The 13,314-nt window shown below is 43.1% G+C and carries 23 protein-coding genes; 21 read left to right on the top strand and 2 right to left on the bottom strand.

Annotated features, from left to right (window positions below):
• Window positions 1–14 precede the first annotated feature (14 nt).
• From NSU01_RS19980 to NSU01_RS19885, 20 genes are all read left to right on the top strand, one after another.
• The gene (locus tag NSU01_RS19980) at window positions 15–650 is read left to right on the top strand and encodes a hypothetical protein (RefSeq protein WP_256703769.1); all 636 of its coding nucleotides are present in this window, start codon (window positions 15–17) and stop codon (window positions 648–650) included.
• A 289-nt stretch (window positions 651–939) separates the two neighbouring features.
• Window positions 940–1,296: a hypothetical protein gene (locus NSU01_RS19975; RefSeq protein ID WP_076242903.1), complete on the top strand. Its 357-nt coding sequence runs from the start codon at window positions 940–942 to the stop codon at window positions 1,294–1,296.
• A gap of 85 nt (window positions 1,297–1,381) precedes the next feature.
• Window positions 1,382–1,702: a hypothetical protein gene (locus tag NSU01_RS19970; RefSeq protein ID WP_076242904.1), complete on the top strand. Its 321-nt coding sequence runs from the start codon at window positions 1,382–1,384 to the stop codon at window positions 1,700–1,702.
• 30 nt (window positions 1,703–1,732) lie between these two features.
• On the top strand, window positions 1,733–1,960 hold the full coding sequence (locus NSU01_RS19965) for a hypothetical protein (RefSeq protein WP_076242905.1): 228 nt from the start codon (window positions 1,733–1,735) through the stop codon (window positions 1,958–1,960).
• 269 nt (window positions 1,961–2,229) lie between these two features.
• Complete coding sequence (locus tag NSU01_RS19960) at window positions 2,230–2,730, top strand: hypothetical protein (RefSeq protein WP_076242906.1); 501 nt, start codon at window positions 2,230–2,232, stop codon at window positions 2,728–2,730.
• Window positions 2,727–2,903 (top strand): hypothetical protein, encoded by a 177-nt coding sequence (locus NSU01_RS19955; protein WP_179093440.1) that lies wholly within the window; start codon window positions 2,727–2,729, stop codon window positions 2,901–2,903. Before NSU01_RS19960 ends, NSU01_RS19955 begins: the two co-directional genes overlap by 4 nt.
• A gap of 107 nt (window positions 2,904–3,010) precedes the next feature.
• A complete protein-coding gene (locus tag NSU01_RS19950) occupies window positions 3,011–3,430 on the top strand; it encodes a YopX family protein (protein WP_076242907.1) in 420 nt (139 codons plus the stop codon).
• 13 nt (window positions 3,431–3,443) lie between these two features.
• A complete protein-coding gene (locus NSU01_RS19945) occupies window positions 3,444–3,893 on the top strand; it encodes a hypothetical protein (RefSeq protein WP_076242908.1) in 450 nt (149 codons plus the stop codon).
• A gap of 20 nt (window positions 3,894–3,913) precedes the next feature.
• On the top strand, window positions 3,914–4,249 hold the full coding sequence (locus NSU01_RS19940) for a hypothetical protein (protein ID WP_076242909.1): 336 nt from the start codon (window positions 3,914–3,916) through the stop codon (window positions 4,247–4,249).
• A gap of 82 nt (window positions 4,250–4,331) precedes the next feature.
• Window positions 4,332–4,685, top strand: coding sequence for a hypothetical protein (locus tag NSU01_RS19935; RefSeq protein ID WP_076242910.1), 354 nt, complete (start codon window positions 4,332–4,334; stop codon window positions 4,683–4,685).
• The gene (locus tag NSU01_RS19930) at window positions 4,657–5,007 is read left to right on the top strand and encodes a hypothetical protein (protein WP_076242911.1); all 351 of its coding nucleotides are present in this window, start codon (window positions 4,657–4,659) and stop codon (window positions 5,005–5,007) included. Before NSU01_RS19935 ends, NSU01_RS19930 begins: the two co-directional genes overlap by 29 nt.
• A gap of 18 nt (window positions 5,008–5,025) precedes the next feature.
• Window positions 5,026–5,187, top strand: coding sequence for a hypothetical protein (locus NSU01_RS19925; protein ID WP_179093441.1), 162 nt, complete (start codon window positions 5,026–5,028; stop codon window positions 5,185–5,187).
• Window positions 5,188–5,211: 24 nt separating this feature from the next.
• Complete coding sequence (locus tag NSU01_RS19920; RefSeq protein ID WP_083705275.1) at window positions 5,212–5,868, top strand: hypothetical protein; 657 nt, start codon at window positions 5,212–5,214, stop codon at window positions 5,866–5,868.
• A gap of 12 nt (window positions 5,869–5,880) precedes the next feature.
• Window positions 5,881–6,162, top strand: a complete 282-nt coding sequence (locus NSU01_RS19915) for a hypothetical protein (RefSeq protein WP_076242913.1) — start codon at window positions 5,881–5,883, stop codon at window positions 6,160–6,162.
• 68 nt (window positions 6,163–6,230) lie between these two features.
• On the top strand, window positions 6,231–6,470 hold the full coding sequence (locus NSU01_RS19910) for a hypothetical protein (protein ID WP_144025996.1): 240 nt from the start codon (window positions 6,231–6,233) through the stop codon (window positions 6,468–6,470).
• A gap of 388 nt (window positions 6,471–6,858) precedes the next feature.
• A complete protein-coding gene (locus NSU01_RS19905; protein WP_076242914.1) occupies window positions 6,859–7,752 on the top strand; it encodes a hypothetical protein in 894 nt (297 codons plus the stop codon).
• A gap of 4 nt (window positions 7,753–7,756) precedes the next feature.
• Window positions 7,757–8,344 (top strand): hypothetical protein, encoded by a 588-nt coding sequence (locus NSU01_RS19900; protein ID WP_076242915.1) that lies wholly within the window; start codon window positions 7,757–7,759, stop codon window positions 8,342–8,344.
• A gap of 85 nt (window positions 8,345–8,429) precedes the next feature.
• Complete coding sequence (locus tag NSU01_RS19895) at window positions 8,430–8,981, top strand: tyrosine-type recombinase/integrase (RefSeq protein ID WP_076242916.1); 552 nt, start codon at window positions 8,430–8,432, stop codon at window positions 8,979–8,981.
• A gap of 262 nt (window positions 8,982–9,243) precedes the next feature.
• On the top strand, window positions 9,244–9,984 hold the full coding sequence (gene terS, locus NSU01_RS19890; protein ID WP_076242917.1) for a phage terminase small subunit: 741 nt from the start codon (window positions 9,244–9,246) through the stop codon (window positions 9,982–9,984).
• Window positions 9,985–10,229: 245 nt separating this feature from the next.
• Window positions 10,230–10,793 carry a hypothetical protein gene (locus NSU01_RS19885; RefSeq protein WP_076242918.1) on the top strand — a complete coding sequence of 188 codons (564 nt, stop codon included), beginning with the start codon at window positions 10,230–10,232 and terminating at the stop codon, window positions 10,791–10,793.
• Between the two features lie 322 nt (window positions 10,794–11,115).
• Here the strand turns inward: NSU01_RS19885 and NSU01_RS19880 are convergent, their stop codons facing one another.
• Window positions 11,116–11,352 (bottom strand): hypothetical protein, encoded by a 237-nt coding sequence (locus NSU01_RS19880; protein WP_076242919.1) that lies wholly within the window; start codon window positions 11,350–11,352, stop codon window positions 11,116–11,118.
• 32 nt (window positions 11,353–11,384) lie between these two features.
• Window positions 11,385–11,630 (bottom strand): hypothetical protein, encoded by a 246-nt coding sequence (locus NSU01_RS19875; protein WP_076242920.1) that lies wholly within the window; start codon window positions 11,628–11,630, stop codon window positions 11,385–11,387.
• A 191-nt stretch (window positions 11,631–11,821) separates the two neighbouring features.
• On the opposite strand from NSU01_RS19875, the gene NSU01_RS19870 reads away from it, so the two are divergent.
• The gene (locus NSU01_RS19870; protein ID WP_076242921.1) at window positions 11,822–13,273 is read left to right on the top strand and encodes a terminase family protein; all 1,452 of its coding nucleotides are present in this window, start codon (window positions 11,822–11,824) and stop codon (window positions 13,271–13,273) included.
• Window positions 13,274–13,314 lie beyond the last annotated feature (41 nt).

Below are 13,314 nucleotides of genomic sequence, written 5' to 3'. Positions count from 1 at the left end.
GGAGCTGAAAAGTAATGAGTAATGAAAAAAAGCAAGCGATATTGGATGTTTTGAACAGCCTGGAAGTTGTGGATCAACAGGGCGGAGATGATGCGTATATTTTGGTTGATGTAACGCCGGAAATGGTAGATAAGCTTGGCGTAGTGGGGGTTCCTCAAGAAACCCTTCATAAATACGGCGATGCCGAAACAGTTTGCATCTTGGCTCTGGCATTTGGTGAGGGCTACGCAAACGGGTTTCAAAAAGATAAATTGGTCTATTACGCTCCTGGAACAATCAATTATCTTGTTCAAGATGCTCATAGTAATGCAGTAGATAAGGGCTGGTGGGACGAGGACCGGAGCTTCGGGGAGATTATTGCTCTTATCCACTCAGAGGCATCAGAGGCGCTGGAAGATTATCGTAACGGAACTGCGCCAACAGAAATGTGGTTCGAAGCAAAGGATAAAGACACAGGTCATAAGGCAATTTCAACTGCGCAACATACACCTTACTGGAAACCATGCGGCATACCTTCCGAGCTGGCTGATATCGTAATCCGCGTATTTGACGCTTGCGGTCGTTATGAAATTGATCTAGAGCAGGCGATCCGGGAGAAGATGGCCTACAATGCTACTCGGCCGCAGCGGCATGGAGGTAAGGTGCTATGACACCAGAACGGATACAAGAGTTAAAGGGGCGGTACGAGGGTTTATCGCCCACGGATATTACATTTATGACAGTAGAAGAACTCACGAGCTTGCTGGTTGTTCTAGAAGAGGCACTACAGACCATAGCCCGGCAACACGACCAAATAAAGATACAGGACGACATTATAACAGGCCATTCCCAGATTATAGCCCGATACCATGATGCACTATTTAAAATATCCCAAGACACTCAAGATGAACGTACAGCAGCGTTCGCTTGGTCAGTACTTGAATAAGGGGAGACACAGCCATGACACAGGAACTCCCATATGCAGGGCTCTCTGGCTTCCTTGCACCAGATGGCATCTTTCATTCATGCGGTTATCAAGAACACCGTCATCTGGCGGTAGAACTGGTGAAACAATACGATGTTCAATTTTTCGATGGAGACAGCAATAAGGTTCCCAATTTCATTAAGTTTGGCTGCTTCCCATGGGTAGACAAGAAAGGAGATTCAGGTTGTCACGCGTTCGGACATGACGAACCTACACCGGAACAGGCTGCGTGGCTGCTGGCTAATGTTGATCGTATGACAGACATCCAGCGGCGGCAAATACTTCGTGATTTGGTATTCTGGGAAATTGATATTTCGGGGGTCCAACCATGACACAGGTACAGACAACAATTAGCCCCCGAGAGAGGGCAGAGGCGGCATATATAACGCTACACCAATCTGTTAAGGGGTGAGAGGAATGTTCTATTTAAGAAAGCTACCGGAGGCGAAGACGCTACCGGAGATTCGGAAGACTGACGGCACAGTGGTACCGGAGCGGCCCTACATGAGTGATGACCGGGCAGTATATAAGCATAGAGACTTCTCGCGCTTCTACCGGGGCGGATTTACCGGGCTGGATGGCCGTTACCAAGGCATGAAGGTGTACACCTGTAAGACGCTTAAGCGCATCCTGGAATTGAGGGAATCAACACTCCGGGCTACGGGAGAACTGTTTGAGGTGTATGACGAGAATGGAAAGGTGGAGTTTCCTATCGCAGAAACTTCAGTGCCGCAGTAGACGCAAACTGCACAGGAAGGAGTTAAAGGTATGGAAGCAGGAGATCCGGGTGAAGCGAAGTTTCTCGCCAGTCTGAAAAAGATGATTCGGACAGCGAACAATGCTGCTGAGCGTAAGAACTATCAGCATGGGCAGATAGAGTTAGGCGCTATTGCACGGGTAATGGATGCCCAAAGTATAGAATCTGTACCTCCGGGAGTAGAACGGGTAATAGGGGCTTATTATGAACGGGTGACCGGGCGCAAGGCATACTACTGAAGCATATTGTGCAGCTAAAGGAAGTGGAGACGGTGAATGGTAGTTGCGAACGTTGCGGTTATAGCCTCGGTTTTGAATCTGACGTTTGCGGTGTCTGCTTAGATGAATTAGAGCTGGAACATCAGTATGAAGTCTATAGGCTTGTTTGCGCACTTAAAAGCATCCCCGCAGCAGACTATGACGCTTGGGTAGATGCTGATGAATAGTACGAAGATACAGGGACAGAGAGGGTATACAGCCCTCCTCTCCCACTAAGGGAGGAACAGGATATGACACAAACACCGAGGGACTGGCAAAAGGATATGGAGCTAGCCGAGCAGCTAAAATCGTGGGACGTAGATCCGGGAGGCGAAGAGGAAGCGGCAGCCTTTTACACGATGGATGAGGATGGGATTTACACTACTGTCCGCGCAGATAACATGCTTGGCGAAGATGCTGAACTGCTTCATGAGGCGTTGTATGCCCTTCCCTACTGGCTCCAAGAAGCCAAGACACTCCAGGAGATTGCTTCAGGCCGCGGCAGAGAAGCACTGAGACTTAGCAAATTGCTGGGCGCTCTCAACGATGAACTGACAGCATCGGAAGAACGTGCAGACGCAACAGAGGCCCGGGAACAACGGCTGAAAGAGGCAGTACAGGCTATCTCAGATGAATACTGCCAGTGGAGAGACAAAGGTAGGGCGGCTAATGTGATGTTTAATCTAGCCAGTGGGACTCTCTCCACCCTATACCCAGATACCCCAGCACCCAAGGAGGACGATAACCAATGATGTTTCGGAAAAAGGACCGCCAATTACTAAACCTGATTGAAAGTCAAACCAGAAGTATTGCAGCGCTGACCATGGCACTGACGACATGCCTTGCGGATGAAGGCCACATTGACGGAACTAAGGCAGCGGAGATATCGAAAGAGCTTATGAAAACTTATAACGTCCAGAAATAGGCCGTCAGGCCTCCGATTCGACCGCAATACTCAGCGACAGCGGAGGCCGCAGCAGGTCTGGTACTTAACTTATAAGGGGGCATAGACCCCAAAGGGAGAGGATACACGTGAGAGAGATTAAGTTTAGGGCGTGGGATAAGGAACGTAAGGAAATGCGGCAGATTCAACTCATGGACTGGTCCGCATGGTGGGTTAGCACAGGCACAACATGGGAACGCGGAAATACATTGGAATTTGGAGAACGTTATAGTTTCAAAAATGAAAAGACGGATCGGCATATTCTGATGCAATTCACTGGATTAACGGACGATAACGGCCGGGGAAGGGAAATGTACGAAGGGGACATATATCAATCTGAAGGGCGACTGTACGTTATAGAATGGTCAGAATACAGCCTTGGATGGGTAGTGCGCAGCTTAAAAACGAAGCAAGTCCTGCCGGGGTATCTTCAGGGGGAAGTAGCCGTGTATGACGACTATGTTTACAAGGGAACTATCTACGAGAATCCAGAACTACTAGAGGTATAAGGGGGAGAAGAGGATGAGCATAGAAGCGCATCACTGCAATGTCGAAGGGTGCAAAGGATTTGTAGTATTTGAGAATGCCGACTTTGATTTTAACGATATCCCGACTGATTTTAAAACGGGTCTGCATGCTTTTAGTGATCCGAAATGCAGCGAATGTGGGAAGGAATATCTTGTCGTTCCTCATTATGCAGTAGTTGATGTTAAAAATGACGAAATCATAAAATCAGCCTGCATTACTGAGTATGAACGGCGAGAAAGAGAACGGAAGTATGATGCAGAAACGGACGCATCTTTGCGGATCATGAATTATATCATCCGGTGCGGGTACACATACACGGTCAGTGAAGTAATTGCTTCGTATTCCAGGTATAAGGAGACGGGTTGTTACCTCAGTCATTCCATGAAGGATTGCGTTAGGAATTTGAAGGACGAACTGGAAGAAATGCTTGCAACAGTATCGTGAATTGAGGGGGAGAAGAGGATATGAGCGAAATAACCGTTAACTACGTCACACAAAGATCGCATTGCGAATGCTGCGAACAGAGGCTGCCACAGGTTGAGACCAGCAAGGTCAAGCAGTTCATGATTAAAACGGAAGATGTGACCGATTGGGCAAAACTTGAATATTGGGAGAGTTCATATGTTGGCGCTGATGAATTTTTTGATATGGTCAGAGAGTTTACAAATGAAACAATACAATTCTTCGCTGCTGATATGTATGACCACGTTGTCATTGAAAAAACGGAACTGGAAAGAGTGAATGAGTTTATTGTGCGAGAAGTTTTGCATCAGGCCGTAGGCCATCTATCGACAGAATAATCCCAGCAGCGCGGGGGCCGTACCATTTTGTTGAACTCAGCAATATGGTCTGGCTCCCCATAAAGAAAGGAACAACAAACCTATGACAAATGAAGAAGCAATCCACACAATCAATTGCAACTATCCACATGAGCGTTACACCATGCTGCGGGAAGCATTGGACATAGCAATGGTACTGCTGGCTGCTGAATCCAAACCAATTATTCCATGGATCAAGTATGACGAGTACGACAGGGGCATAGAAAGCCATGTAACGCATTTGGTTATCAGCGAAAACGGACCGCAACTTGCCCAGCGCGCTAAATTATTAGACAGTCCTGGTTACGGATGGCACAGATTTGGCGGTAACCGAGTTTACAACGTTACACATTGGGCACCCATCAACCTACCAGGAGAGGAAACAGATAATGCCAACACCAATCCTCCCTCCACTTAAACCCATCCCTAACTATCCGGGATACAGCGTAAGCCGGGACGGAGTGGTGTACAGCAGTCGGAACAGTCGGGACGGGACGCCGAAGCTAATCAAAGTAAATTCCCGGGGGAAGGTGAACCTGAACGGGCTTGGCTGGCAGAAGGTCCGAGATCCTATGGAGGTAGCCAGAGAAGTATGGAAAATCAACGATGAACCGGCAGAAATCAAAGTGAAGAAACCAAAGTATAGGCGTATAAGGGTAGCAGCTCTGATCATGGAGGAAAAGGAAGGCATTTCAACCAAACTGATTATCGGTGGCAAAATATACGTACTGCAGCAATAAACCAAGGAGGAAAGAGCCATGCAAAACAACAACTCTACAATGATTGACGATTACGACCTGATCGACAAAGATCCAGAGGAATGCAGACGCCGGGGCATAGAAGCATACGGCATAACTGAATCCCAATTATCCGTAGTAACTCCGTATGAAATCCACTCTATACTGATTGTAAATATGTAAGACAAACGCAAGGAGGTTATGCTAATGATAGAGTTAATACCTGCACCGAATAAAGACTTCACTCCTAAGAATGATCTGGCAGATATAACGAGAGCCTATCAGGTTCAGTTCTTCACCAACGCCGACCAAGAAGATATACGCAAAGCACTCTGGCTGTTAAGCAGTTACCGGACCATCAAGGGGCTGGTGGACAGTTATGAATTTGTCCTTAAGCAGCCGCAGGAAAACGGATTAAATGATTTTGACATGGCTGGTGTTGAGGGGGCCGTCAAACGCCTCAGCACCAGCGACCACGTTTCCAATTTACCAGCCAACGTACTCATAGCTAAAGAGACACGCCATCTTAACTACATGCTATATAAACGAGTTACAGAAGCTGTGATGCACGCAGCAAATAACATCATTGATCCTCATGAGTTTAAAATTGTTGAATTACTATTTACCGGCGAAAGGAAATTCAGATACAAAGACGCCGTAGAATATATGAGGCATGAAAGGAAAAAAGGGATTTACAGCATAGAAGCCACTACATTCGCAGAGAAGCGCCGGAAAGTCATTGCCTCCCTTGCTAACACGTTGCTGTTTAATGGGACGCTGGATTATGTGACGATAGATTACGGGCGTGGACGAAATAAGGAAGGCGAAATCGGATTAAGACAACTAAATAACTGGGATGTGTAAGGAGGTAATGGTATGGAATTAATCGATGTACCATCTTATATGAGAAAAGAAATAGAGGAACTTATAAAGTCTTACACCATTACAGTCGAAGAAGCATGGAGATATTGTTTGATGGGTGGATTCGACCATGCGAAGAAACTGCTCGACTTTAGGGCGAAGATGCGTTCTTCATTAATTGGTATGATGTATAGCGAAGAATCTCTTAATAGTGCAGTTCGAAGTTTTAATAATCAATTATGGGGACAAAAGTATAAAAAAGAAGGATTAGGACAACTCAACAACCGCGAAGGGTAGATACCTAGAGCGGTTGTTTTTCTTTTCCGTATAAACTTGAAGTGCTAATATGTGTACATAACCTAGGATTGGAACCTATAACTAAAAAAACTCTTTTGGAAGGTATCGAAGAACACGAATCTGAATTTGGAGAACGACCAGAAGAAATAAGGATGCGCAGTGAAACGTGGAAAGTAATATTCAATTATCAAGGCGACCAGTTTGAGAGCATAACTGAGCCTACTTTTTTTCAAGGTATTTCAATAATAATTGATGAAAAATTACCTAAAGGGACAAGTATTGAAATGGTGGGCACACTTTCGGAATAACTGACACTAATTTCCGTAGCGCAGCAGCACAACACCCCAAATATAATAAAGATACCGAGGCGAGAGCTTCCGTACTACTCCATATCTGGTTGCGGCAATCTGTGACGGGCATATCACACCGCAGCTCATACCCGACACCTCCTGGGCAACCGTGATCTCAGCGGCTAAAGATATGGATCGAGAGCGTGGACCGGATACGTGAATAAACACCGGACGCATTCAAATGTGAAGCCCAAAATGGGGCATAGAGCATATCAAATCGATAAAACAGATAAATACAAACCTATTGTATAGTGCAATGGGTTTGTATTTATGTCGATTTATGGGTAAAAAGAAGGAATATACATTATCGGTGTGGAAGAATATCCCTAACTAAAGGGGGATGTTTATGCCACGAAAATCAAAAAGCTTTAATGCTTATCAGATAGACATGCATTACTTGGATACCAGAGGAAGACAAGATGTTGATGCGGTTAAATGGGATGCAACAGTTACCACACAACTTTTCGCTTCGATTTACGCATTAAATGATGCTGATAGAACCATTCGATTTAAAGATTCATGGTTGATGTATCTCGATCATTTAGATGAGGATCAGCATTATATATTTGGTAGGTTCTCTTCAGCTGAGTACGGAACGGTTGGGGAGTTACTTCATGCAGATAACTTGACCCGGCGCCCCAATCCTAAATTGGTGAGAGAAGGTGAAAACCAATCCACTTATTTCATTATTAAGAAAGCCGACGGCTTATTGTTGCTACAGAGTAATATTAGATTAAATCGTCCTAGGTTTGAAGAGTATATAGAAAGGTTAGGCGCAGGGGTTATTGCTGCAAATACATTAACATACATTCAAGTATGCACCCTTCTTGAGAATAATTTTTTTGATGGAATACGTGAATTAAACACGATACACAAGGTGGAAATTGAAGTGTCTCGTTCTGAAGTAGTTGCTGACGAAAACGAGGCTGTAAGAGCGCTACAGAATGATGTTGAGGAAATTCATGCTACTGATGTGAAATTGCAATTTGAAGCAAAATACCAACGAGAAGGTTTGCATGGTGTGTTTCCTTTGGTTCAAAAATATAAAGACCAAAGAGGTGTTACAAAAATTGTTGTTCGAGGCAAGCTCGCTGGCGCAGAAAAAGTGATAAGATTGGATGAATCACAGGAAAAGTACAGACGGAAAGTTGAAGTGGACAATAACAATCAGCCATTATTGACATCAACTGAGGATACATTACGTGAAATTGCAACAAATAGAAGACGTTTAAGGGGATGATATTATGATTAGTGGCATGAAAAAGTTCATAAAGGCTAACAGTTTTCCTTGGACTACGTTAGCAAAATACTGGCGTAATTCCAGCAAGTCTGAACTTATCATGGACATTTTTCTGCCAATGCTAATATCAGCTCTGTTGCTTCTATTAACTTCTAGATACATTAATGATTTCAAAGGACTAATAGGTATTTTTCAACAACTTAGTGGTCAGGTTATAGCTGCGATATCGATATTAGCTGGGTTTAATATTGCAAGTATAACGATAATAGCAACTGCAGGAGGCATTTCCGATGCTCTTAGAAATAGGAGAAGCACTCCCACTAGCTTGTCGGTATACGAGATTCTTATCATATTCTTTACGTGGGCAGTAATAGTCCAACTAATTGTTGTGTTATTAAGCGTAATGCTTTTCTACACAGGATCATTTGTACCTACTGAGATGAACGTTCTTATACCAGTATGGGGATGGTGTGCTGCCTGGTTTTGGATGTCAATCACTCTTCACTCAATTTTTATATCAATACGTAATATGAAGACGCTGTATCTTTACGTAACTTATACACCGCCACCACCAACGCCGCCTATACCATGAATAAAATTTACGTATGAGCGCCCTTCGAGGCGCTTTTTCTTTTGCTCAGGAAAATTTACCTTAACTCTAAATTGGAGGTGATGAAATGAAATTCGTACAACCAATACGAGATCCCCAAAAACTAGATGCTATGAAGAAATACTTATATTTCAAAAATATTCGTGACTTCATCATGTTCTTTGTAGGAATCAATACAGGATTTCGCATATCAGACATACTTCCACTTACAGTACGAGATGTAAAAGGTACTCACATAACGATAACCGAAAAAAAGACAAAGAAAGTAAAGAGTGTTCTTATTCGAAAATCACTTCGGAAAGCACTCGATGCCTACATCAAAGACAAAGCCGATTTTGAATATTTATTTCCAAGCAGAAAGCGTAAAAGAGGTAAGGCGTATCCGATCACACCAAACATGGCGTACAAAATCATTAGAGGCGCTGCTAAAGAACTTAATCTCGAAGAGATCGGAACACACTCCATGAGAAAGACATTCGGTTATAGATTGTACCTCGAAACGAAGGACATAGCGTTACTAATGGATCACTTCAATCATTCAGAGGAAAAGGTGACTCTGAGGTATGTAGGGCTACTACAGGACACCCTAGACGATGCTTTGGAGGACTTTGAGCTCTAACGAATGAACTACAATGGGGTCATGATGAATTCATTTGGGGGAATGAAGAACAAATCAAATCAGATCAAGGAAAATCCGTACTTTACGAATGACATACAATATATATTAAAGTGAATTCAATTAACAAATATTAGTAGAATACAGCAAGCAGCCCAAGCCTGAGTTCAATCTGAGGCTTATTTTCATTAGTAACGTTTGACCAATTTAGACCTTTCAAAAGAGGGTCCAACTCAAATACGTAGTAAGGCCGAGGTGAAGTTAGTTGACAAGAGAGAAAAGCCCAGATCGTGAAAAGGCGCTGAAGATATGGCTGAAGAGTGGAAGGCAGAAGAAGTTGAGCGAAATTGCCGCAGAACTGGGGATCAATCCATCGATGGTCCGTAGGTGGAAAAGCGCCGATAAGTGGGATGAAATACCGGCATCAGGCAGACCACGAGGAGCTAAGAAGGGCAATCAGAACGCGAAGGGGAATAAGGGTGGAAAGGGTGGACCCAAAGGGAATCAGAAAGCGCTCAAGCACGGGTTCTTCAGCAAGTTCATGCCTCAGGACCCCGAATTCATGGAGATCCGTGAGATCGTAGAAACCATGAGCCCGGCAGATATGATCTGGGAGAACGTACTTAGTCTGTATCAACGCCTCATTTGGGGACGCCGTATCACCCATGTTAAGGATAAGGACGATGTTACGAAAGTACTTAAAAAGAAAAAGCCTGGCATGTTTGGAACCGAGCAAGAGTGGGAGTATCAACAAGCCTGGGATAAGTACAATAGCGCCATCAAAGCTGAAGCTACTGTAATGAAGGAGCTCAGATCGGCAATTAAACAGTTTATTGAGATTGCTCCGGAGAAAGACGAACGCAGGTTGAAGTTGGACAAAATGAAGGCCGAGATTGAGAAGACACGTTTTGAAATAGAAAAACTAAAAAATGGCACAGGAGATTCTGAGGATGATCTTATAGAAGATTGGGTTGATGCGGTAACAGAGGAGGCAAGCAAAAATTAAGTTCAACAGGTGCGTTATTGGAGTATAAGGATCAGTATGATTCGATTTATTCGGTAAGTTTGGGTGATAGATCATAATTTATTATTGAGAGAAGTTGAGGAGTGGATTGCACAATAAGACTTCTGAATATGTAAGGATAAATAGATGTTGAGGGAAGATGAATTATATCTCAAACTAAATTTACAAAGAGAGTAAACTCCTGTAGATTTAATATGAAAAAGTAAAAAAATGGAGTGATTAAATATATGAATGAATTGACTAGCAAATGGCCCGAGCTAACAATAACTATCTCAGGAGTTTTTCTAGGAGCTATTCTTGCGTTGTGGCTCGCTAAATGGCAGTTATCACGCCAAGCACAAGAAAAACTAAAAGAAGAAAGAATAACTTTAGAACACAAATATGATAGGGTTCTAACAGAATTGAGGGATAACAGGAATTCAATCAAGATTTTAAGCGAGGCACTCGGTGAAAGTAGCATTGATACCACACGCGAAGAATGGGAATACATGATTTCCATTGCTAATTCTTTATCCCTATATTTGTACCATGACCTAATTAACACATCTCTAAACAAACTCTTGCCTCCAAAAATAGACAAAGAACTATATAATTCTTATAAATATGTACAAGATCTTAATCACTATGTATATAAACAAGCTAAACTTCATTTTGCGTTGAGAAGTATTTCAAATCCTAGAACTCAACTGAACATCCCCTATAATAATTTGTGCAAATTTACTAATACAGTATTAGATCATCTAGACTACTCAGTAAACCAATTGGATTCAGCGAATTCCAATACTAATTGATATCTGAATGACCGCTCATTGGCCGGGATATGTACCTGCAATTGAATTCATTAGGGCTTTGACATGATATATTTATAATCTGAAAATTAGTCAAGCTAGTAATGGGGCAGTTCATAACTCCAGTAATAAAGCCGCTGAGAATATTCAGCGGCTTTATTACGTTAACCTTTAGGGGGAAATGAGGCATTGCCGTGACTATCTTTAGTTTGGATCTTTCCATCTTTACCATGAATGATGTGTGCGCGAGTTTGAATTCTTAACCAACAGCAAAAACGACTTAACATAAAAACACCCCTACATTTTATCGCAGGGGCAAAGTTATTTATTTAACATCCATCAATAACTGAGCAATCGCCGAAAGAAGATCTGGAGCATGCTCAATATCAAATTCTGGACCTGGACGAGGAGACTTGCCGTGTGGCCGAATGTTAAGGCGAATACAAGGCTTTCCTGTAAACCCGTCTTTAACATAAGTTACCCTTAGACTTTCAACCCCTGTTACTGTTTCAATTTCTATATACTCTTGTTTGGAAGAATCGGTTTTTATTTCATGGCTCATTTTGAACACTCCTCTTTAAGAATGAATTGTTATTATTCAGAACTGTCTCGGACAAAAGTTACGCTCTTACCCAGAACTACTGATTTAACCTTCCAGCCAGCATTAATCCAGGAATGAGCTTGTGTTCTGGTTGGATGAGAAGTATTTCCCCACCATGTTCGATCTTTAAATGCAGATTCAGGCAATTTGCTGCCAAGGATTTTTTCAATCTCAGCAAGTGTCAATTCAATCTCCACTTGCTTTTTAAAGTACTCTTCAAGGGCTGAATATTTGCTCATTCAAGAACCTCCATATTTGTTTCCTAAATTATACATCAATCTTCGTAGGTGATGAAATATAACATGGCCAGAAAACGCAGTCCCGAACACCTAACTTCATATATAAAACTTGAGCGCCTGCGGAGGCGTTTTTTCTTTTGATCAGGATACATTTCTTTATCAATAAATAAATAATAGGAGGTCAAGGCGTGATGAAAACGGAGAGTATAACAAAACGGATGTCTGCCTTTAAAAAGAGAATTCCTATTTATAGAAAGAGTCCAAAAACCTTTTTCAAAGAAATTCTTAACTTTAACCCAGATCAATGGCAAGAAGAAGTTTCAAGTGATATAGCAAATCACCGGTTCGTGACTGTTCGATCGGGCCAAGGAGTGGGAAAGACCGCTCTTGAGGCAGCCATTGCCCTATGGTTCCTATGCTGCTTCCCGTATCCCCGAGTGGTTTGTACAGCACCTACAAGGCAACAGCTAAATGATGTCTTGTGGGCTGAGATCAGTAAGTGGCAATCCAAGAGCCCGATCCTAAAACGTATCCTCAAATGGACCAAAACTAAGGTATACATGAAGAACCATGAGGAGCGATGGTTTGCTACAGCAAGGACAGCGACCAAACCGGAGAACATGCAAGGGTTTCATGAGGATTACATGCTGTTCATTGTAGATGAAGCCTCAGGTGTAGATGATAGGATCATGGCTGCAATTTTCGGTACTCTATCCGGTGAATATAATAAGCTATTCATGTGCGGGAACCCAACTAAAACGAGTGGGTTCTTTTTTGATTCTCATAATAGAGACCGAGCCATCTACAAAACGCATCAGGTATCATGCCTTGATAGTCCGCGTACCAGTAAAGAAAACATTGAAATGCTCAAGAGAAAGTATGGCGAGGGTAGTGATGTTTACCGTGTTCGAGTTCAAGGGCAATTCCCACGAGGCGAGGCCGGCACATTCATAACTCTTGAAGCTGCGGAGCATGCAGCCAAAGAGGTACAAATAAAGGTAACTGGAACAACTCTGGTTATCGGTGTAGACGTTGCCCGTTATGGCGATGATGAAACAGCAATGTACGCTGGTATAGGCAAAAAGACAGTCGGTCAACATAGCCATTTCAAAGAAAGCACAATGGTTACCGTGGGGAATGCTATTCGATTAGCCAAGGATATGCTACTGGAACATCCCGAGGTTGAACATGTCAAATTTAATGTCGATGACACCGGTGTCGGTGGTGGCGTAACAGATCGTCTGATCGAAGTCATTAACGAAGAAGGATACGGCTGGGAGGTGGTGCCGGTTAACAATGGCTCATCATCGCTGGATGAGTATTGCGCTAACCTGGTTACGGAGATGTGGCAATCAATCAGGACGGACTTGGAAACCAATCTGACGAACTTCATCAATGGAGATCCAGGAGTCATGCAATTGCCGGATGATGATGTTCTAATTTCACAATTGGCCACAAGAAAATGGCGAATGACTTCAAAAGGGAAGATGATTCTTGAGAGTAAGGAAGATATGAAGAAGCGCGGACTTAAGTCACCTGACCGAGCTGACGCATATGTTCTAACATTCGGAGAATTCATGGTTGAAGAACCGGAACACATTATGGTTCCATCCATTGGAGGCGTAACTTTTAGAAGACAATAGCGGCATGGCCCATCAAATGAGATTACGCCGTCCACCAAGTA

Origin of the sequence: Paenibacillus sp. FSL H8-0259, from assembly GCF_037963255.1 — a bacterium.
In the GTDB taxonomy this organism is placed as follows: Bacteria; Bacillota; Bacilli; order Paenibacillales; family Paenibacillaceae; genus Paenibacillus_AQ; species Paenibacillus_AQ phytohabitans.
Note: the sequence above shows the minus strand (reverse complement) of the source record. Positions and strands in the feature narration are given on the sequence as shown.